Origin of the sequence: Acinetobacter sp. S40 (genome assembly GCF_016624705.1) — a bacterium.
Taxonomy (GTDB): Bacteria; Pseudomonadota; Gammaproteobacteria; order Pseudomonadales; family Moraxellaceae; genus Acinetobacter.
The window spans coordinates 63685-82561 of sequence record NZ_JACVTU010000006.1 but is presented as its reverse complement, the minus strand read 5'-3'; the positions used below and the strand labels follow the sequence as shown (position 1 = coordinate 82561).

Sequence of the window (18877 nt, the reverse complement as noted above, 5' to 3'; positions counted from 1 at the left end):
TTGATGGATCGAATATCCTAATATTTTAAAAAATTTGATGAATTTAAAATAGGAGCTAAGTTGGCATAATCATTGCTTCCATTTAAGTAGAGTATAAGCTGTCAACATATTGTGCTAGTCATTATGTGGGTCATTGCTCTAAACGATATCTATTTTCCCTGAAAATAAAATGTCGTTTAGCGTGACTCAATTGAATACTTTTCTATTTTCTTAAAATTGGGTCACATCATTAAAGTCTATTTTTTTAATGTGAGTGGCAAACATGAATAGTTTAAATACCAATACTGAATTTTCTCTGGAAGAATTAAAAAAAGAATCTGTGATGGGGGTGATGGGTACTGAAACCCAACGCGAAGTACGGATTATCGATTTAAGTGATTTTGAACATCGTAAATATCAAATTGCTGATCAACTCTGGGATGCAGCTGTTGAAATTGGTTTTTTTCAAGTCTCTAATCACGGCATTCCGCAAGCAGAAATTAATCATGCTTTTGGTTTGGCAGAACAATTTTTTGCTTTGGATCGTGACGTCAAAGCACAGTATCCTTTAAATCGTAATGCAGGCTGGGAGAGCAAGGCACAAATTCGTCCTTCAACCAAAACACCTGATCAAAAAGAATCCTACCAGATTACTCGTCCACGCATGACCAATCTATGGCCGTCACAACAAGAGTTGCCAGATTTTAAGGTGCAGGTCTTAGATTTTGAACGAAAATGTTGGTCTGTGGGCATGAAAATTTTATCTTGTTTTGCTTATAAGATGGGATTTGCAGAAGATTTCTTTACTTTAGCGCATGACCCCTCAAAAGAAACCTACCAAAGCACATTGCGTATGTTGCATTATTTCGCAGTAGATCCTGCCCTAAAGGATGAGTTAGGGTTATGGCGGGCAGGCGCACATACCGATTTTGACTGTTTAACTTTGCTGTTCCAGCAAAAGGGGCAGGGTGGTTTGCAGGTCTGTCCAGGTAAAGAAATGGAAAATCGGGCATGGACTTCAATTGAGCCACGTGAAAATTTAATCACCTGTAATATTGGTGATATGCTCATGCGCTGGAGTGATGATGTATTGCCTTCGAATTTCCATCGTGTAAAAAATCCAGCTGATGATGAGTATCAGGGTGCTCGTTATAGTTTGGCATTCTTTTGCCAAGCCAATGAAGATGTGTTAATTCAAAGCCCAAAAGGCAAATATCCAGATATTACTGCAAAGGATTATCTGGCACAGCGAATTAGTGCTAATTTTTCTGGTAAATACTAGATTTATAATTTTATGGATTCAAAAAAGCAGCTTTGGGGGCTGCTTTTTATTCCTTCTTTTTAAAAGAAAACACTCAGAAAAATATTGTCATTGCAGCGATGAACTTGATAGCATCGGGAACAATCTTTTAATAAAAGTGGCTGTAATGTCTTCAGGGCAACAAGTTTTAATTAAACTCAGAAAAATGATCATTGCGGGTGAACTTGAAGGCGGCAGCCGTATTGCGGAAATTCCAACAGCTGAACTGCTGGGGGTATCGCGTCAGCCTATACGCATGGCTTTTCGTTTACTCGAACAAGAAGGCCTACTCATTAAGAATCCAACGCGAGGCTATATTGTTCGTGAAATTTCTGATGAATTAATTCATGATGCACTGGAAGTTCGTGGGGTTCTGGAAGGTCTAGCGGCAAAAACAATTGCAGAACGAGGGCTAACCGAGGAACAAAAAAAAATATTGCACCAGTGTATTGAAGAAACTGAAAAACTTTTTGATGGAAAAACCGAATTTAATGATGAACAACTCGAAAGATATCATCAGTTTAACGTGATTTTCCACGACACCATTATTCAGGGCGCAGGTAATATTGCTTTAATGCAGGCTTTAGCCAAAAATAATCAGTTGCCTATGGCATCGGCTCAGGCATTAACCTATGACCAATCCCGTGCCTTATCTGAATATCGCCGTTTACATTATGCTCATCTTCAGCATTGTTCTATTCTAGACGCGCTTATTCATCGTCAGGCAGGGCGTGCTGAAAGTCTGATGCGTGAACACAGCAGCGTAGTCATGCTAGGGGAAACGGTGAGACAAATTTTAGTAGAATAATTCTTGAAAAAGCTCCTATACATGGGCTTGAGGTAATGTATAGGAGAAAAACTTAAATTTTTAAGCCAGATCAATGACCAGTGTTTTCGATTTGGCGCGTGAGCAACATGGAGTAAATTGATTGTTTAGACAATGTTCCTCATCGGTCATGAAGACATCACGATGATCAGGTGTTCCTGAAATCACACGTGTAATACAGGTTCCGCAAATACCCTGTTCACAGGATACAGGCACATCAAAACCATTTTCCAGTAAGGCTTGTGTCGCAGTTTGATGGGAGTGAACTTCAATCTTACGGTCTGAACCCAAAACTTCAATTGTAAACATTTCATTTTCGCTTTGATCAATCTGTTGCGCGACAAAATGTTCCTGATGTAATTGACCAGTTGACCAGCCTGCTTGCGCAGCTGAATCCATGACAAACTGCATAAAACCAGTTGGGCCGCAAACGTATAAATGTCGTGTAGTCGAAAATGCCTTGAGCACCTGGTTCATTTTGCATTGTGTTTCGGGCTGATCCTGAATGTGAAAATGAACTTTTCCTGCAAAATGTTCAACCAAATTGCCATAGAATGCAATCATTTCATGACTACGCACAAAATAATGTAATTCAAAAGGAATTTGTTGTTGTCTCAGACGATAAGCCATTGAAATAATCGGGGTAATTCCAATTCCCCCTGCAAATAAAACTGCCTCTTTGGTTTCTGGGTGAATCTCAAATAAATTACGCGGTTCACCAATGGTCAGCCGATCACCTTCTTTATATTCAGTGTGAATACAACGCGAACCTCCACGTGAATGTTCATCCTGTAAAACACCGATCACATAACGATGGGTTTCACTACAACAATTGGCTAGAGAATACTGCCGTATGAGCCCATTTTTTAGATGTATATCTATGTGTGCACCTGCTTCAAATTCAGGCAAAGCTGTAGTATCGGCTGAAACTAGTTCAAAGGCCCGAATATTTGAGGTGAGCTGGTAGATTTTATTAATGATCACGTCCATGTGCTGTACTCCTTAAATTACGCGAATATTAGGAAATTTTCGGTTTTGGCTTTCAGGAGATGGCGTATTTTCTTGGGCAAGCAGCCGATCAATAATTTTACGGGACTGTACGCCACCTGCATCAATATTCAGCATCAGCAATTGACGTTGCGGATTGCGTAAAATATTTTGCTGCTGTTGCTCTAACATTTCTAAATCTTCGGTAAAAATTTTGCCTTGGCCTTCTCGAATTTGATCAGTCAGTTCAGTATTTTCTGGTTGGAAGTTACGTGCCATGCCCCAGAAATACCAATGTGATGTTTCAGTTTCAGGAGTAATAAAATCCACCACAATCGAAGATACTTTTTTACTTTTTGGCGCGTTATATCCGCCGTGACCAACATGCGCTACACCCACTTCAATGTGCACATTACTGGGAGCAAAAAAATGACAACGCTGCCAGCGATCTACTGCTACGTCATCAGCTAAATGATTGCCACGCAATGCCATTTGCCAAAATGGAGGCGCCGTTACGTTTTCCATATAACGTTCGGTAATCACATGATCGCCATCTACTCTGGTCACTGGAAGCGCTTCGTCAATTTCCTTTTGACCGATACTGCTCGAATGTACATAGGTTTCATGGGTTAAATCCATGAGGTTATCAACCATCAAACGATAGTCACATTTGATATGAAATAAGCCACCGCCGTAACTCCAGTCTGGATTATCTGCCCATTCTAAACTCGGTAAATCTGCTTCGTTGGCTAGGGTTTTCTCTCCTGGCCAGACCCAGATAAATCCAAATTTTTCTACGGCAGCATAGGATTTATTACATGGAAAACCTGCTACACGTTGTGCTGGCATTGAAATTGTTTTTCCTTCGCAACCCATCACAAGACCATGATAACCGCAGACTAAGTTGCCATCTTCGACATAACCTAAAGAAAGTGGTGCACCACGGTGTGGGCAGAAATCCTCAACAGCAGCCACTTTATTTTCTTTACCACGATAGAAAACTATTTTTTCTCCGCAGATAGTACGACCTAAAGGCTTATCCTGAATATCTTCTGGACGGCAGGCAACATACCAGGCGTTTTTTATAAACATGTGTGACGACTCCTTATCACTTATTGGATCCAATTTATGTTCTTTTTAAATTTTAGTCAAGATCTGGATTATATTGTTTGTTATTAGTTACTGAATTTTAATTAAATTTAATTTATTTAAATATTCTTTTTTATAAATTTGTATCCAATTTTTGAGTAATAAATGGATCCATTCTATTGAAAATAGCTTTGGTTTTTATGATTATGAAACTTAAATTATTTTAATTGTCTGATTTTTATAGTTTAAATGATTATTTATTCACTAGATATTAAATTTATTAAAAATGTATTGATTTTTTGGATCCAAATATTCAGTATAGAAAAAGAGCAGGAAGCTCCAGAAATCAGGTCACTTATTTGCTCCTGTTTTTTGCAATCAAATTATTCCTTCTAGGCAATTATGGATATGGATATGCATAATCACCCAACATCTCATTACGGAATGTCGTGTGTATATCTTATTCAAATTGGGAGATATGCAAATGGAAAGAGATGTTCTTGGTGAGATCAATCAAAATCAAATGAGCCGCTATCAATGGTTTATCATTATGATTTGTCTTTGTCTCAATATTATTGATGGTTTTGATGTCATGGTTATGGCATTTACTGCGCCGTCCGTTTCGGCTGAATGGTCACTTTCAGGCTCGCAAATTGGGTTATTGCTTAGCTCTGGTCTGTTCGGTATGGCCGCAGGTTCCATCTTTTTGGCTCCATTCGCCGATAAAATTGGCCGTCGATTACTGATTCTAGTCTGTCTGGTGGTTGCGGGACTAAGTATGATGGCGTGTGCTTTTGTACAAACTCACAGCATGTTAGCAGCTCTTCGTTTTATTACGGGAATTGGGGTCGGGGGTATTTTGGCGAGCAGTAATGTATTAGCCAGTGAATATGCGAATGCTCGCTGGAGAAGTCTGGCCGTAAGTTTGATGTCAACAGGTTATGGTATAGGTGCAACATTAGGTGGAATTCTATCGCTTATTTTGATTGAACATTTGGGCTGGCGTTCGATTTTTCTAGCGGGAGGTTTAACCACGGTTTTTATGTTATTGATAAGTCTGTGGTTATTACCGGAGTCGCTTGATTATTTATTTGCAAAAAAACCAAAACAAGCATTAGAAAAAGTCAATGCTGTCATGCAGCAGATAGGCTTACCCACTTTGTCTGTTTTACCACAATATGAAAAAAATTATCGTAAGAAAGGTGGAGAAATTGCCCAATTATTTCAGGGAGTACGAGGGTTTCAGACCTTTTGCTTATGGGGTGCCTTTTTTATGGTGATGTTTAGTTTTTACTTTGTTATGAGCTGGACGCCTAAAATTTTAATTTCAATGGGCATGTCAGCAGATCAAGGCGTAAGTACAGGTATTTTGATTAGTATTGGTGGAATCTTTGGTGCAGCTATTATTGGTTTGCTTGCATCACGTATGAAAATTTTCCATGCCTTAAGTCTATTTTTGGGGTTAACTGCGGCCTGCGTTTTCTTATTTGTCGCTGTATCCTCTCAAGTGGGAATTGCCCTAATCGTAGGTCTATTACTGGGCACCTTAATCAACGGTTGTGTCGCAGGTTTATATTCTATTTCTCCAACGATTTATGATGCAGATATTCGTAGTCGCGGTGTTGGTTATGCAATTGGCTTTGGTCGCATTGGTGCCATTTTATCACCCACAGTTGCGGGTATTTTTCTGGATCAAGGTGTAGCGCCTGCGACTTTGTATGCGTATTACGGCATTGTTTTTATTCTCGCTATCTTCTTGATTTTAAGTTTGGGTAAGGCATTTTATCGCCAGCAAAAAGCTCAGTCTTATTCTTTGAAAACCGCACCTTAACCTTATAAAAAATTAAATGTAGAGATAAAAGATGAAAAAGACATCCTTATGGGTGGGGGTCTGCTTGTGCCCATTTTTTGCCCCAGTTACTCATGCTGAATTTATTGCAGATAGCAAAGCTGAGTTGAGTTTAAGAAATTATTACTTTGATCGTGACTATAAGAAGGATCCATATCCATATACAGCTGCCCGCGATTGGGCACAAGGATTTATTTTAAAAGGACAGTCAGGATATACCGAAGGGAGTGTAGGCTTTGGTGTCGACGTATTGGCAATGGCTGGTTTCAATCTTTTAGGTGATTATGCAGATGATTATGCAAGAAGTGGTTTGTTGCAGGTGAATGCCGATAATACACGTGATGATTATTATGGAAAAATAGGAATCACTGCAAAGGCAAAATATCGCCAAAATGAGTTATTTGTGGGCGATCTGGTTCCATTGCTGCCTACGATTTTTTCATCACCTGCACGGCTTTTCCCTCAAACTTATCGTGGAGTGCGCTTTCTTTCGACGGAAATTCCAAATTTGCAGTTAGAAGGTTTTTATGTTGATGAGGTACGACAGCGTGATTCAACCCGTTATACCGAGGTTGGGATTGATAATATTAATCATCGTTTTGATAAGGCTATAACAACAGATCATTTTTATAGTATTGGAGGAGCTTATCAGTTTAAAAATTATCGGGTACGCGCTTATCAAGCAGAACTTCAGGATATTTATCAGCAACAATTTCTAGGGTTTAATGGTAAACAGGCGCTCAATGATCAATTGAACTTTTTAAGTGATGTACGTTTTTTTAATAGTCAAGATACGGGTTCACGTAAGGTTGGTAATGTCGATAACCAGCATTTGAGTGGTCTATTCGGTTTGAACTATCAAAATCACACTATCTCTTTGGGCTATATGCAGGCTTTTGGTTCGACTGGATTACCGTTTTTGTCAGGGACAGAAAGTCCTGTAGTTCTGGATTTTATGAGTTCAGATTATTCCAATAAAGATGAGAAAGTGTATTCTATTCGTTATGAATATGACTTTAAAGATGCTCAAATCGGTGACATTTCTTTAAATGGTTTACGCTTTATGACGCGTTATGCGAAAGGTGAGGATATTGATCTTCTTAGTTATGGGGATCAACGTTTTAAAGAAAACTCACTAGAGTTTGACTTAGGATATCGTATCCCGGAAGGAAGGTTAAAAGGACTGGGGGTTAGAGCGCGTTTTTCTCATTATCGTAATGATATGCCCACCAATATGACTTTTCATTCCGCCTATGAAAGCCGTTTAAATGTAGACTATACGTTTAAATTCTAATTACAGCTTAAATTAAATGTAAAAGGATAAGATCATCTATGTATAATCTTATCCTTATGATTTATTTGATTATATAGTTTCTAGTTGCGTATTCCATGCATCATAATTATATACCCAGTCGGCATTTCCTTGTTGTTTCATCCATTGATTTCCTCGTGAACCCAGTTGGATTTGTGCTGTCCGCTGCTGACGTGTTTTTTCATAAATTTTTAAGGCCTGTTTTGCCTGAGTTCTATGATTTGAATCTTGTAGACAACGTCCCAAAACCACAGCATCCTCAATGGCCATTCCAGCGCCTTGAGCCATAAATGGAAGCATTGGATGGCACGCATCTCCCAATAATGTCACTGTTCCCACTGACCATACTGGGAGGGGATCACGTTCATATAAAGCGCTTTTCAATGTGGTTTCACAGGCATCTAATAGGGCTTTGGCATTCGGGTGAAAGTCTTTATAAAACTCCCGTAATTCATGGACATCTCCTGCACTGGTCCATGATTCTTCTGTCCAGCTGTCTTGACCTGTTGTTGCAAAAATAAAGGTATCTTTGCCCTGATTAAGTGGGAAAGTCACAATTTGCTGTTCTGGAACGGGCCCCCACCATTTAGTGAATGCTTCTATTTCAGGAACATGCTTAACCTTTTCTGTGGGTACAACTGAGCGGAATGAAACAATTCCTGTAAATCTAGGCGATTCTTCTCCAAACAATGCAGTACGGACACGGGAATGGATGCCATCTGCGCCCACAACGATATCAAATTGATAAGTGGAACCATCATCAAAATGCAGTTGTGCGCCACTTTCGTGCTGCGTTAAAGAATTTAATTTTTTTGAAAATTGAATATTTTCAATAGGGAATAATGCAGCAAGTGCATTGATGATATCAGCACGGTGAATAGTGACTTGTGGTGCACCATAACGCTGTTCTGCATCCTTACTCATACCAAGCCTTGAGGTCTCAAGGCTGGTATCCCAATCACGACTAATACGATAAGTTGGCATGGCTCCAAGTTTGCGAATGGCATCGCCTGCACCTAATCCATCAATAGCGCGAACAACATTGGGTGTTAGGTTAATATCAGCTCCAACTCTGGAGAAACCGGATGCTTGTTCAAAAACAGTGACATCATGACCATACTTTTTTAACGCAATTGCTGCGGCTAAACCACCAACACCACCACCGATAATTGCAATCTTTAAAGCATCCATACCTGCACTCACTATTTTGATTGAATAAAATACTATTATTTAAAATAAATGTTTTATGATTAAAACATGGTTGTATATATAAAACACAATTTATAATTATGCTGATTTGAATGCAAGTCAACTATTTTAAGTTTTTTTATGGAAATTTTTTAAAAAGGAAGGTGTTACACAGGGCATAAAATTATTTTACAAATATGTCGTTTTTTAATAAATGGGCAATCCTTTGCCTTTCATGTTAATACATAAACTTTGATATTTTATTTGCAGTTTCAATAACTTGTTTGGAAATAATATTGTTAAAAGTATTTTCGTCATAGGTCGTAATCGGACAGCTTACAGATAAAACTGCGACCATATCTTTGGATGATTGACGGTAAATCGGTGCTGCACAAGCTGCCATATCGTTATTGTAATGTCCCCAACTGACCATAGAAGATTGAGTTTTGACATAGTTTAAACGCAATAGTAATTCTTTTAGATTTTTTGGAGTGAGGTCAGAAAAAGTATCCCATTCATTAAATTTACGATAACGCTGACGAATTTCAGTTTCAGGCAGATTGGATAAAAGTAATTGGCCAATCACCGTAGCATGTGCCGGCCAGCGTGTGCCCAGACTGATCGTGCTGGTAAATGGTCCACTGGATTGAATATTGTTCACAAAAACAATATGGGTCCCTTCTAAAATAGAAAGATGTACTGCAATTTTAGTTTGATCACGAAGTTCTTTCATGAGAGGAGTGGATAAATCCAGTAAAGAAAGTTTGGATAAACTGTTAAATCCAAGCTCCATAACTTTTGAATCCAACGCATAAGTTTTCTGGGAAGCTTTGCGTAAATATCCACACGATTCTAGCGTATAAATCAGGCGAAATGCACTAGAACGGTTCACATCCAGAATTTCGGCAATCTCCGAAATGGTCATTTCCTGCGCTTCTTGATTAAACGCCTGTAAAATTGCCAAGCCTCTTACAAGCCCCGGAACTAAATAACGGTCATCATTTTTTGTGCTTTCAACTTCTTGTACATCTTCTTCAACGACTAAGCTCATTCGATAAAAATTCCTAAAAAGAGAAAAGGGATAATATTGGTGCACGCTGCTTTATTTTAGAACTATTGTAATGATATCGAATGTATAAAACAATGTTTATATATAAAACCAAATTTACCTTATAAAACGTAATAAAATATTAAACTTTGGTCAAATATTTGAATTTGATGAATTTTATTTTATTGACATATTGGCTGTAGGGGTATTATTCTTTGCATATGTTTTGAAAATCAAATAAAGTTTTGCATATAAAACAGGATCGAGGGCTCAAACGATGAGTTGGATTTCAGTTTGTGGCATTGATGATGTCTCGGAAGATGAACCAAAAGCAGTGGAAATAAATGACAAAAAGATTGGTGTATTTGTCATCGATGAAAATTATTTTGCGATTGAAAATGTTTGCCCACATGCTTTTGCCTTATTGACAGAAGGATTTATCGAGGATCAAACCGTAGAGTGTCCATTACATGAAGCTATTTTCGACATCCAGACAGGTGAATTAAAGAGTGGTCCTGGCTGTCGTGATTTATGTACCTATCCCGTTCGTGTGGAAGGTCAGGACATCCAGATTCAACTGTAATGGATAGAAGGAATTCCCCATGAAACAATTTAATGAAAAACTGGCTAACTGGATTAATGCAACGCCTGCAAAAGATGCAGGTATTAATAACATTCAGATTCCGGGGCAGGTCGAACATCTGGTTTGGCAAACACGCTATAAAGAACCAACTGTCTATGAACAGGATTTTGTTCAGCATCTGATAAAAGCTTTTGGCTCAGGTATTACTGAATTGAATGATTTGGTTAATGCATTAAATCAGCAGGGTTTTCGTCGTGATTCAGGTGAAGTCTGGACGATGCAGAGCTTCACTGAAGAAATGCAGCGTTTGGGTTACTAAGTTCAGGGAAGACAATAATGAATGCAATTTATCAACAAGCTCCAAGCACTGAAGAATATCTTGATTTAGGTTTACGTGATCAATGGTATCCGGTACTCGCCAGTTGGGAAGTGAATGCCAATCCAGTTGGGATTACCCGTTTAGGCGAAAATATTGTGGTATGGCGTGATGAAGACGGTCAGCTACATGCGCTAGAAGATCGCTGCCCGCATCGTGGTGCACGTTTATCGCTAGGTTGGAATTTGGGCAATCGCGTTGCATGCTGGTATCACGGTGTCGAAGTCAGTGGCGAGGGTGTCGTGGTCGACGTGCCTGCAGTTCATGAATGCCCATTAAAAGGCAGTGAATGTGTTAAGAGCTACTCCATCATTGAAAAACATGATGCTATTTTTATCTGGTTTGGTCTGGATGAAAATGAAGCACCTACTGAACTTGACTTTCCTGAACAATTGTCTAGTGAAGAGTGGAGTTCATTTCTATGTCAGGCGGACTGGAAAGTTAATCATCAATATGCCATCGACAACGTGATGGATCCAATGCACGGGACTTACTTGCATTGCACTTCACACTCAATGGCTGAGGGTGAACGTACCGCAGAAATGAAACATCGTAGCACTGAACATGGTTTTATTTTTGAAAAAGAAGGTCAAACGGGAGTCAACTTTGACTGGGTAGAATATGGCAATACAGGTGCAAGCTGGTTGCGTCTTTCTATTCCATATCGTAAAGAATTTGGTCCAGGCGGCGTATTCTGGATTGTAGGTTTTGCTACACCAATTGATGCCGATAATACTCGCGTATTCTTCTGGCGTTGTCGTAAAGTCAGTGGCTGGCAGCGTAATGTCTGGCGTTTTCTATACCGTAATCATTTAGAGAAGTTGCACTGGGATGTCTTAGAGCAGGATCGTATTATTCTGGAAAATTTGGCACCTAATGCTCGCTCTAAGGAATTTTTATATCAGCATGATGTTGGCTTATCTCGTCTACGTCGTTTAATGAAAAAAGAAGCTGAGAAGCAGCTGAAGAAAATTGCAGTGCTGGATACCTCATCTTTGACTGAAACACCATAAGGACTGTGGCCATGACCATTCACACATTACTGCAAGGTAAAAAAATCATTGTTACGGGTGCAGCACGCGGGCTAGGTCTGGGCTTTGCTCAGGCGATTGCAGCAGCGGGTGCGCAGGTAGTAATGGCGGACATTCTGACCGAACTGGTTGAGCAAGAAGCAAAGCAGTTACAACAACAGGGCTTGGGTGTTCATGCTGTTGGACTGGATTTGTCCAAGGCGGAATCCATTCGGTCAGCTGTTCAATTTGCTGTAGAGACGTTGGGTGGTCTGGATGGTTTGGTGAACTGTGCGGCATTGGCTACTGGTGTTGGTGGTAAAGATTTGACCCAATATGATCCTGATCTGTGGGATCGAGTCATGACTGTCAATGTCAAAGGCACATGGCTTATGGTTCAGGCATGTGTCCCATATTTGAAACAAGCTGATAGCGCAAAAGTTATTAATATTGCCTCCGATACAGCGCTTTGGGGTGCCCCTAAACTTATGGCTTATGTGGCAAGTAAAGGCGCGATTATTTCCATGACCCGTTCCATGGCACGGGAGCTGGGCGAATTTAATATTTGCGTAAATACCATTTCTCCGGGACTAACACTGGTTGAAGCAACCGAATATGTCCCGCAGGAACGCCATGATTTATATGTTACTGGTCGGGCGATTCAACGCCAGCAACATCCGCATGATTTAAATGGAACAGCACTTTATTTGCTTTCCGATCTTGCATCTTTTGTGACGGGACAAAATATCCCGGTCAATGGCGGTTTTGTCTTTAACTAGGAGCAAATAATATGATTACTGGAATTGAAGTTTTAAAGTTTGGGGTTGAAGACAAGGCGGAAGCGATCAAGTTTTTATCTGATTTTGGTTTGTCAAAACACCAGACAGATATTAAAAATACTGAATTGTTTCAAACTCAGAATGGCAGCAAGATTTATCTGTTTAATATCGATGATTCACGTTTACCCGTAGCGATTGAAACGGGTTCAACTCTGCGTGAAGTGACATGGGGTGTAACAAGTGATCAGGATTTACAACAGCTGGCTTCAAACCTAAAAGATGTTGAAGGTTTTTCACAAAGTGATACACAGCTACAATGTCGTGATCCAAATGGCATGACTATCGTATTTCAACGTTCGATTACTAAAGATTTGCCTGAACAGAAAACCGAAGGCATTAACCAGTATGGCAATATCCAGCGCATCAATGCAGCTAGCCCTGTTTATGAAAAAGGTGAGCCAATTGCCATTGGTCATGTGGTCTTCTTTACACCTGATTTAGCTGCGACAGAAAATTTTTATAAAGAGAAAGTCGGTTTTCATTTATCTGATGCCTATTTAAATCGTGGTGCTTTCCTGCGTTGCCGTGGTGAAGGTTTTCATCATGATTTATTTTTGCTTTCCATTCCGAATAAGCCAGCAGGTCTGAATCATGTTGCTTTTGTTGTACGTGATATTCATGAAGTGATTGGTGGTGGTTTAAATATGAATCGCTCTGACTGGTCAACCTTTATCGGACCGGGGCGCCATCCTATTTCTTCTGCCTATTTCTGGTATGTCAACTCACCTCTTGGAGGGGCGTTTGAATACTACACCAATGATGACTATTTGACTGAAGAGTGGCAGCCACGTGTTGAAGAACATCGTTTGGAATTATTTACCGAATGGGCGATTGAAGGTGGTTTAGATCACGATACTCGTCGTCAGGTTAAACCCGTTCAAGGCTAATCAGTTGAGGTAAAAGGGAATAAAGGCATGGAAAGAATCGTAGTGGTTGGTGCCGGTCAGGCAGCAGGTTGGGCAGTCAGTACTTTGCGTCAGGAAGGATATAGTGGAGAAATTCATGTGGTGTCAAATGAACATCAGATTTTCTATGAACGTCCGCCACTTTCCAAACAGGTGCTTTCCAAAGAAGCAAGTTATGACAGTCTGAATTTATTTTCGCCTGAACAAATCGATGCTTTTTCTGTGCAATGGCATAAGCCTGATTTAGCCACACAAATTGATCGTGATAATAAACGGGTCGTTTTGGAAAGTGGAAAAATTTTACCTTATGACAAATTATTAATTGCAACGGGTAGCCGTGCACGTGTACCTGTCAATACATGGAAAGAAATTTCTAATGTCGTGACCTTGCGTGATGTCCAGGACTGTGAGCGTCTGGCAGGTTTGCTGGAACATGCAGATTCTATTGCGATTATTGGTGGCGGTTGGATCGGTCTAGAAATTGCAGCGACAGCACGTAAGCAAGGCAAGGCTGTACATGTTTTTGAATATGCTGATCGTTTATGTGGTCGTAGTGTGAGCCCTGAAGTTTCTGCTTTCTTAAAGGAAATCCATGAACAACAAGGTACGCAAATTCATCTCAATAGTAAAAATTTGCACCTGATTGAGAGTTCGGATCAAACCATTCAAGTATTGAATCATCCAGAAGTCGCGCAGATTTTTGATTGTGTAGTAGTGGGTGCTGGTGCCGAAATTGCCAAAGAATTAGGTGCAGATGCAGGACTTGATGTTAAAGATGGCATTGTGGTCAATTGTTATGGTCAAACTTCCGACACGGATATTTATGCCGCAGGAGATGTTGCCATTCACCCTGTTTTAGGTTATTGCATCCAATCTTGGGCAAATGCACAGAATCAAGCGATTGCCGCTGCCAAATCTATGTTGGGAGTAGCGACTGAGTATGTGGACATTCCATGGTTATGGTCAGATCAATATCATTTTAATATCCAGATTTTGGGAACTTATCAGCCACAGTTAAATCCAAACGTGGTTGTTCGAAAAACCAGTCCGACACAAGTCAGTTATCTATATCTGGATGAACAAAGCCGTCTGATCAATATGATCGCAATTAATGATTCCAAACTGGTCAAACTGGCCAAACGCTGGATTCAAAACGGCACAGTATTAAACCCAGAACAGTTAACTGATCCTGAATTTAATGTCATGAAGCTCAAACCATAACCAGACTTCAAGACCTCTAGCCAGAACAATCATTTTAAGGCCTCTAGCCAGATCGAAGGAACGCTTGCATGTTAAATGATGTAGATGAGAAAAAAGGATTCAAACACTGGATACCCGCTTTTGTGTTAATGGCCTGCGTGGTACTGGCTTTTTTTGACAAAATTAGTATTGCTGTTTTGTTTTCAGATCCACATTTTCAAGACGCGATGGGTATTGCCCAAGATAAAGCTAAATTGGGTTGGTTAATGACCAGTTTCCTACTGGCATATGGTTTTTCTTCCATATTCCTCAGTTTTCTGGGCGATATTTTTAATCCTAAAAAAATGCTGTTCTGGAGCGTGGCCTCATGGGGCGTGTTAATGCTGATCATGGGGTTTACTACCCACTATGGCAGCATGCTATTTCTACGGGTTTTATTAGGAATCGCTGAAGGACCATTATTTGCATTGGCTTATGCCATTGTGAAACAAACCTATACTGACCGTCAGCAGGCACGTGCATCTACGATGTTTTTATTGGGCACACCGATTGGGGCTTTTTTAGGTTTTCCGATTACCGCAGCTGTGCTCGCCAAGCATGACTGGCATACCACTTTCTTTGTTATGGCAGGCCTAACGCTATTGGTACTGGTCTTTGTGGTGATTGGACTGCGTAACTTGCAGTTGCGTAAAACCATTGAGATCGAAGATTCAAGCAAACGGATCAATTTTAAAGGTCATCTTCGCAATACTAAGTCATTACTACAAAACGGAGCATTTTGGCTGGTTTGTATTTTCAACATTGCCTTAATGACTTATCTATGGGGCCTAAATAGCTGGGTACCTTCTTATTTGATTCAAGACAAAGGCTTTAATTTAAAAGAATTTGGTTTTTATTCGAGCTTGCCTTTTATTGCCATGCTGATTGGAGAAGTCGTTGGAGCCGTATTTTCTGACAAATTAGGCAAACGAGCGATTCAAGTATTTGGCGGATTGCTGGTTGCAGGTATTTCACTCTACGTCATGGTTTTGATGACGAATCCTATCATGATTATTGTCGCTATGTCGGTCAGTTCAATGGCGTGGGGCTTCGGTGTCGCCGCAGTATTTGCTTTGCTGGCACGTGTCACTACAGCTGATGTTGGAGCGACAGCAGGCGGTATTTTCAATGGTTTGGCTAACTTTGCCAGTGCGATTGCACCAGTCCTAATTGGCATGATCGTAATGCAGACAGGCAGCTTTAATTTGGGAATCACGTTCTTAGCGGTGGTGGCTATCGTGGGTTCCTTTTTCCTTACACCATTACTCAAACGTTACTAATTTAGTTTCAATTTTTTCGCAGGAGTAAGACATGAGCACTCAACAATTTGAATCATGGAAGCAACCCGATGGTACAAGTCTGGAAGAATGGTTAAATACTCGTATCGCACGTTTTGAAACCCGCAAATACGATTTCAACGCACTGAAATTTCAGGCGGACTACGATCCAAAATACCGTCGTGCCCAAATGCGTTATATGGGTACAGGCGCAACAGGCGTAGCGAATGACAATAATACTGTGCCCGCTGAAAACTTTACTTTTTCTACGATGGTTCTGCCACCGCAATGTGAAGGCCCACTACACATTCATCATGATGTTGAAGAAGTGTTCTTTATGTTACGGGGTGAAATTGATTTGTTCATTGAACACAACGGTGAGAAGTTCAGTACTCGTTTAAAAGAACGTGACCTAATTTCAATTCCACCCGGGATTTATCGTGGGTTGTTTAATCCTGGAACCGAAGATGCATTGATGTGTGTGATGTTAGGAACTGGTAAACCTACTATTCCGAACTATCCACCTGAGCATCCATTGTCTCAAATCAAACGTAACTAAGTCGATTGAATCTGAGTTGTCAGAAAGAGGCTTGAACTCTGATTGCAACCTTAAAGGAAAATGATGATGACACTTGTTGAAGCCCTACAGCAATTTCCAGTCAAATCTGTCGAGATTAATGGACGGAAGCAAAGCTATCGTGAAGCTGGTGCCGGAGAGCAATATCTGGTGCTACTGCATGGCATTAGCTCTGGAGCAGGTTCATGGGTCAATCAATTACAAGATTTAAGTCGTCATTTTCATATCATTGCATGGGACGCACCTGGTTATGGTTCGTCCGATGCTTTAACCACAAAACAGCCTAATGCTGAAGATTATGCACAGCGTTTGGTAGATTTATTTGAATGCCTACAAATAAAAAAAGCAATTCTTGTTGGACATTCTCTAGGTGCATTACAAGCCAGTGCTTTTGCCCGACATTATCCAGATTATGTTGAAACCTTAATTATTGCCAATGTTGCACAGGGTTATCAGCGTTATCCCGCGGAGCAACAAGCTGAAGTATATAACAAAAGACCAAAAATGCTGGCTGAACTTGGAAATCAGGGCCTGGCACAAAGTCGTGGCCCCCATTTGACCTATTTGAAACACCCTCAAACTCTTGAGCTGATTGAACAGGTCATGCAAAACCTGAATGTGGATGGCTTTACTCAAGCATCCTATTTACTGGCTCATGATGAAATTCGTAATTATTTAACAGATTTGGTCGTGCCATGCGTGGTCGTTGCAGGATTGTGCGACAGCATTACACCGCCGCAAGCAATTGCAGCTTTGGCACAGGAAATCCAGTGCCAAAATTATATTGAAATTAGTGAAGCAGGACATTTGAGTTATGTCGATCAACCTGAATTATTTAACGACATTATTGTGTCTGCGCAGCAGCATTGAAACGAGAGAAAAAGTATGAGCTTCCAGGTAGAAGGAAAAGTAGCAGTTGTCACCGGTGGCTCTTCTGGCATCGGATTAGCTGCGGTTGAGATTTTAGTTGCAGAAGGCGCAAAAGTAGCATGGTGTGGACGCGATGAACAACGCCTTGCTGAATCAAAGCTTTATATATTAGAAAAATATCCACATGCACATATTTTTACCCAAGGTTGCAATGTGCTGGATAAAGAAGATGTCAAAACCTTTGCACATACTGTGAAACAGCATTTGGGCAATGTCGATATGCTGATTAATAACGCAGGTCAGGGACGGGTTTCTACTTTCGAAAATACACAAGATGAAGATTGGATGAAAGAAATAGAACTTAAATATTTCAGTGTGTTACATCCAATTCGTGCTTTTTTGAATGATTTAAAAAGCTCGGCAATAGGTTCAGTGACCAATGTCAATTCGTTACTGGCTTTACAACCTGAACCGCATATGATTGCGACTTCATCGGCACGTGCAGCTCTGCTTAATCTTACTCATTCTCTAGCGCATGAATTTATTCAATATAACGTACGTGTCAATTCAATTTTACTTGGCATGGTTGAATCAGCTCAATGGAAACGCCGTTATGAAACGCGTTCGGATCCGAATCAGTCGTGGCAAGACTGGACAGCCAATATCGCCAAAAAACGTGGCATTCCAATGGCCCGGTTAGGTAGACCCGAAGAACCTGCACGTGCGCTGGTGTTTTTAGCATCACCACTCGCTTCTTATACCACAGGCTCTACCATTGATGTCTCTGGTGGATTTAACAAACATTTATAAGGTGACTGCAATGAAACAATTGATGATGATTGGTTTTGGCGCGATGGCCTCAGAAGTGTATACCCATTTACCCCATGATCTTGAATTGAAGTGGATTGTGGTGCCTGAGCGTAGTATTGAAAATGTGAAACAAAAAGTCGATGCCAATATTCAGGTCATCTCTGATGTCAATCAATGCGATGGCACACCTGACTATGTGATTGAAGTGGCAGGTCAAGCCGCAGTGAAAGAACATGCCAAAAAAGTGCTACAAAATGGCTGGACTATTGGTTTGATCTCTGTGGGTACATTGGCTGATAGTGAGTTTTTTACTGAACTTCAACAAACTGCTCAACAAAATGGCGCGCATTTACATCTATTGGCTGGTGCGATTGCAGGCATTGATGGCATTGCTGCTGCAAAAGAAGGTGGCCTGGAAAAAGTCACTTATAAAGGTTGTAAAAGCCCCAATAGCTGGCGCGGTAGTTACGCAGAACAATTGATTGATCTGGATCAAGTGCAAAAAGCTACCGTATTTTATCGTGGTACAGCACGAGAAGCCGCGCTAAATTTTCCTGCCAATGCCAATGTAGCGGCAACTATTGCTTTAGCTGGTGTGGGTATGGATAACACTATTGTAGAGCTGACCGTTGACCCAGATATCACGCAAAACAAACATACTATTGTCGCGGAAGGCCGTTTTGGACAAATGACCATTGAAATGGTTGGTGTTCCGTTGGCATCTAACCCAAAAACCTCGACATTGGCAGCACTAAGTGTCATTCGTGCTTGTCGTAATAGTGTTGAAGCCATTCAGATTTAACAAGGATATTA

Annotated in this window: 19 protein-coding genes; 15 read left to right on the top strand and 4 right to left on the bottom strand. The window is 40.5% G+C overall.

Annotated features, from left to right (window positions below):
• The first annotated feature begins 262 nt into the window (after positions 1–262).
• On the top strand, positions 263–1261 hold the full coding sequence (locus IAE19_RS09615) for an isopenicillin N synthase family dioxygenase (protein ID WP_200460726.1): 999 nt from the start codon (positions 263–265) through the stop codon (positions 1259–1261).
• Positions 1262–1406: 145 nt separating this feature from the next.
• Positions 1407–2087 carry a GntR family transcriptional regulator gene (locus IAE19_RS09610; RefSeq protein WP_200460725.1) on the top strand — a complete coding sequence of 227 codons (681 nt, stop codon included), beginning with the start codon at positions 1407–1409 and terminating at the stop codon, positions 2085–2087.
• A 60-nt stretch (positions 2088–2147) separates the two neighbouring features.
• Here IAE19_RS09610 and IAE19_RS09605 read toward each other — a convergent pair whose 3' ends face one another.
• Together IAE19_RS09605 and IAE19_RS09600 are read right to left on the bottom strand one after the other, a co-directional pair.
• Positions 2148–3095: a PDR/VanB family oxidoreductase gene (locus tag IAE19_RS09605; RefSeq protein ID WP_200460724.1), complete on the bottom strand. Its 948-nt coding sequence runs from the start codon at positions 3093–3095 to the stop codon at positions 2148–2150.
• Between the two features lie 12 nt (positions 3096–3107).
• Complete coding sequence (locus IAE19_RS09600; protein ID WP_200460723.1) at positions 3108–4184, bottom strand: aromatic ring-hydroxylating oxygenase subunit alpha; 1077 nt, start codon at positions 4182–4184, stop codon at positions 3108–3110.
• A 481-nt stretch (positions 4185–4665) separates the two neighbouring features.
• On the opposite strand from IAE19_RS09600, the gene IAE19_RS09595 reads away from it, so the two are divergent.
• On the top strand, positions 4666–6012 hold the full coding sequence (locus IAE19_RS09595; RefSeq protein WP_200460722.1) for an MFS transporter: 1347 nt from the start codon (positions 4666–4668) through the stop codon (positions 6010–6012).
• A 31-nt stretch (positions 6013–6043) separates the two neighbouring features.
• The gene (locus tag IAE19_RS09590; protein ID WP_200460721.1) at positions 6044–7324 is read left to right on the top strand and encodes an OprD family outer membrane porin; all 1281 of its coding nucleotides are present in this window, start codon (positions 6044–6046) and stop codon (positions 7322–7324) included.
• 69 nt (positions 7325–7393) lie between these two features.
• Here the strand turns inward: IAE19_RS09590 and IAE19_RS09585 are convergent, their stop codons facing one another.
• Both IAE19_RS09585 and IAE19_RS09580 read right to left on the bottom strand, forming a co-directional pair.
• Positions 7394–8533, bottom strand: a complete 1140-nt coding sequence (locus tag IAE19_RS09585; RefSeq protein WP_200460720.1) for an FAD-dependent monooxygenase — start codon at positions 8531–8533, stop codon at positions 7394–7396.
• Between the two features lie 235 nt (positions 8534–8768).
• On the bottom strand, positions 8769–9581 hold the full coding sequence (locus IAE19_RS09580) for an IclR family transcriptional regulator (protein WP_200460719.1): 813 nt from the start codon (positions 9579–9581) through the stop codon (positions 8769–8771).
• A 274-nt stretch (positions 9582–9855) separates the two neighbouring features.
• Here IAE19_RS09580 and IAE19_RS09575 point away from each other — a divergent pair, with 274 nt between their 5' ends.
• The 11 genes from IAE19_RS09575 to IAE19_RS09525 all read left to right on the top strand — a co-directional run bounded on the left by IAE19_RS09575 (position 9856) and on the right by IAE19_RS09525 (position 18866).
• Positions 9856–10161: a non-heme iron oxygenase ferredoxin subunit gene (locus IAE19_RS09575; protein ID WP_200460718.1), complete on the top strand. Its 306-nt coding sequence runs from the start codon at positions 9856–9858 to the stop codon at positions 10159–10161.
• Positions 10162–10180: 19 nt separating this feature from the next.
• Entirely contained in the window at positions 10181–10480 is a 300-nt protein-coding gene (locus IAE19_RS09570) for a recombinase-like helix-turn-helix domain-containing protein (protein ID WP_200460717.1), read from the top strand.
• Between the two features lie 17 nt (positions 10481–10497).
• Positions 10498–11550, top strand: a complete 1053-nt coding sequence (locus tag IAE19_RS09565) for an aromatic ring-hydroxylating oxygenase subunit alpha (RefSeq protein ID WP_200460716.1) — start codon at positions 10498–10500, stop codon at positions 11548–11550.
• An 11-nt stretch (positions 11551–11561) separates the two neighbouring features.
• The gene (locus IAE19_RS09560; protein ID WP_200460715.1) at positions 11562–12326 is read left to right on the top strand and encodes an SDR family oxidoreductase; all 765 of its coding nucleotides are present in this window, start codon (positions 11562–11564) and stop codon (positions 12324–12326) included.
• 11 nt (positions 12327–12337) lie between these two features.
• Positions 12338–13273, top strand: coding sequence for a VOC family protein (locus tag IAE19_RS09555; RefSeq protein WP_200460714.1), 936 nt, complete (start codon positions 12338–12340; stop codon positions 13271–13273).
• A gap of 27 nt (positions 13274–13300) precedes the next feature.
• Complete coding sequence (locus tag IAE19_RS09550; protein ID WP_200460713.1) at positions 13301–14512, top strand: NAD(P)/FAD-dependent oxidoreductase; 1212 nt, start codon at positions 13301–13303, stop codon at positions 14510–14512.
• Between the two features lie 68 nt (positions 14513–14580).
• Positions 14581–15810: an MFS transporter gene (locus IAE19_RS09545; protein WP_200460712.1), complete on the top strand. Its 1230-nt coding sequence runs from the start codon at positions 14581–14583 to the stop codon at positions 15808–15810.
• Between the two features lie 31 nt (positions 15811–15841).
• Positions 15842–16366, top strand: coding sequence for a cupin domain-containing protein (locus IAE19_RS09540; RefSeq protein WP_200460711.1), 525 nt, complete (start codon positions 15842–15844; stop codon positions 16364–16366).
• Positions 16367–16429: 63 nt separating this feature from the next.
• A complete protein-coding gene (locus IAE19_RS09535; protein ID WP_200460710.1) occupies positions 16430–17254 on the top strand; it encodes an alpha/beta hydrolase family protein in 825 nt (274 codons plus the stop codon).
• A 15-nt stretch (positions 17255–17269) separates the two neighbouring features.
• Positions 17270–18064: an SDR family oxidoreductase gene (locus tag IAE19_RS09530; RefSeq protein WP_200460709.1), complete on the top strand. Its 795-nt coding sequence runs from the start codon at positions 17270–17272 to the stop codon at positions 18062–18064.
• A gap of 10 nt (positions 18065–18074) precedes the next feature.
• On the top strand, positions 18075–18866 hold the full coding sequence (locus IAE19_RS09525; protein WP_200460708.1) for an aspartate dehydrogenase: 792 nt from the start codon (positions 18075–18077) through the stop codon (positions 18864–18866).
• The last annotated feature ends 11 nt before the right edge of the window (positions 18867–18877 follow it).

Excerpts from the sequence above, each read along its gene's own strand:
- IAE19_RS09615 (WP_200460726.1), top strand. The coding sequence starts at position 263 with ATGAATAGTTTAAATACCAATACTGAATTTTCTCTGGAAGAATTAAAA.
- IAE19_RS09610 (WP_200460725.1), top strand. The coding sequence starts at position 1,407 with ATGTCTTCAGGGCAACAAGTTTTAATTAAACTCAGAAAAATGATCATT.
- IAE19_RS09605 (WP_200460724.1), bottom strand. The coding sequence starts at position 3,095 with ATGGACGTGATCATTAATAAAATCTACCAGCTCACCTCAAATATTCGG.
- IAE19_RS09600 (WP_200460723.1), bottom strand. The coding sequence starts at position 4,184 with ATGTTTATAAAAAACGCCTGGTATGTTGCCTGCCGTCCAGAAGATATT.
- IAE19_RS09595 (WP_200460722.1), top strand. The coding sequence starts at position 4,666 with ATGGAAAGAGATGTTCTTGGTGAGATCAATCAAAATCAAATGAGCCGC.
- IAE19_RS09590 (WP_200460721.1), top strand. The coding sequence starts at position 6,044 with ATGAAAAAGACATCCTTATGGGTGGGGGTCTGCTTGTGCCCATTTTTT.
- IAE19_RS09585 (WP_200460720.1), bottom strand. The coding sequence starts at position 8,533 with ATGGATGCTTTAAAGATTGCAATTATCGGTGGTGGTGTTGGTGGTTTA.
- IAE19_RS09580 (WP_200460719.1), bottom strand. The coding sequence starts at position 9,581 with ATGAGCTTAGTCGTTGAAGAAGATGTACAAGAAGTTGAAAGCACAAAA.
- IAE19_RS09575 (WP_200460718.1), top strand. The coding sequence starts at position 9,856 with ATGAGTTGGATTTCAGTTTGTGGCATTGATGATGTCTCGGAAGATGAA.
- IAE19_RS09570 (WP_200460717.1), top strand. The coding sequence starts at position 10,181 with ATGAAACAATTTAATGAAAAACTGGCTAACTGGATTAATGCAACGCCT.
- IAE19_RS09565 (WP_200460716.1), top strand. The coding sequence starts at position 10,498 with ATGAATGCAATTTATCAACAAGCTCCAAGCACTGAAGAATATCTTGAT.
- IAE19_RS09560 (WP_200460715.1), top strand. The coding sequence starts at position 11,562 with ATGACCATTCACACATTACTGCAAGGTAAAAAAATCATTGTTACGGGT.
- IAE19_RS09555 (WP_200460714.1), top strand. The coding sequence starts at position 12,338 with ATGATTACTGGAATTGAAGTTTTAAAGTTTGGGGTTGAAGACAAGGCG.
- IAE19_RS09550 (WP_200460713.1), top strand. The coding sequence starts at position 13,301 with ATGGAAAGAATCGTAGTGGTTGGTGCCGGTCAGGCAGCAGGTTGGGCA.
- IAE19_RS09545 (WP_200460712.1), top strand. The coding sequence starts at position 14,581 with ATGTTAAATGATGTAGATGAGAAAAAAGGATTCAAACACTGGATACCC.
- IAE19_RS09540 (WP_200460711.1), top strand. The coding sequence starts at position 15,842 with ATGAGCACTCAACAATTTGAATCATGGAAGCAACCCGATGGTACAAGT.
- IAE19_RS09535 (WP_200460710.1), top strand. The coding sequence starts at position 16,430 with ATGATGACACTTGTTGAAGCCCTACAGCAATTTCCAGTCAAATCTGTC.
- IAE19_RS09530 (WP_200460709.1), top strand. The coding sequence starts at position 17,270 with ATGAGCTTCCAGGTAGAAGGAAAAGTAGCAGTTGTCACCGGTGGCTCT.
- IAE19_RS09525 (WP_200460708.1), top strand. The coding sequence starts at position 18,075 with ATGAAACAATTGATGATGATTGGTTTTGGCGCGATGGCCTCAGAAGTG.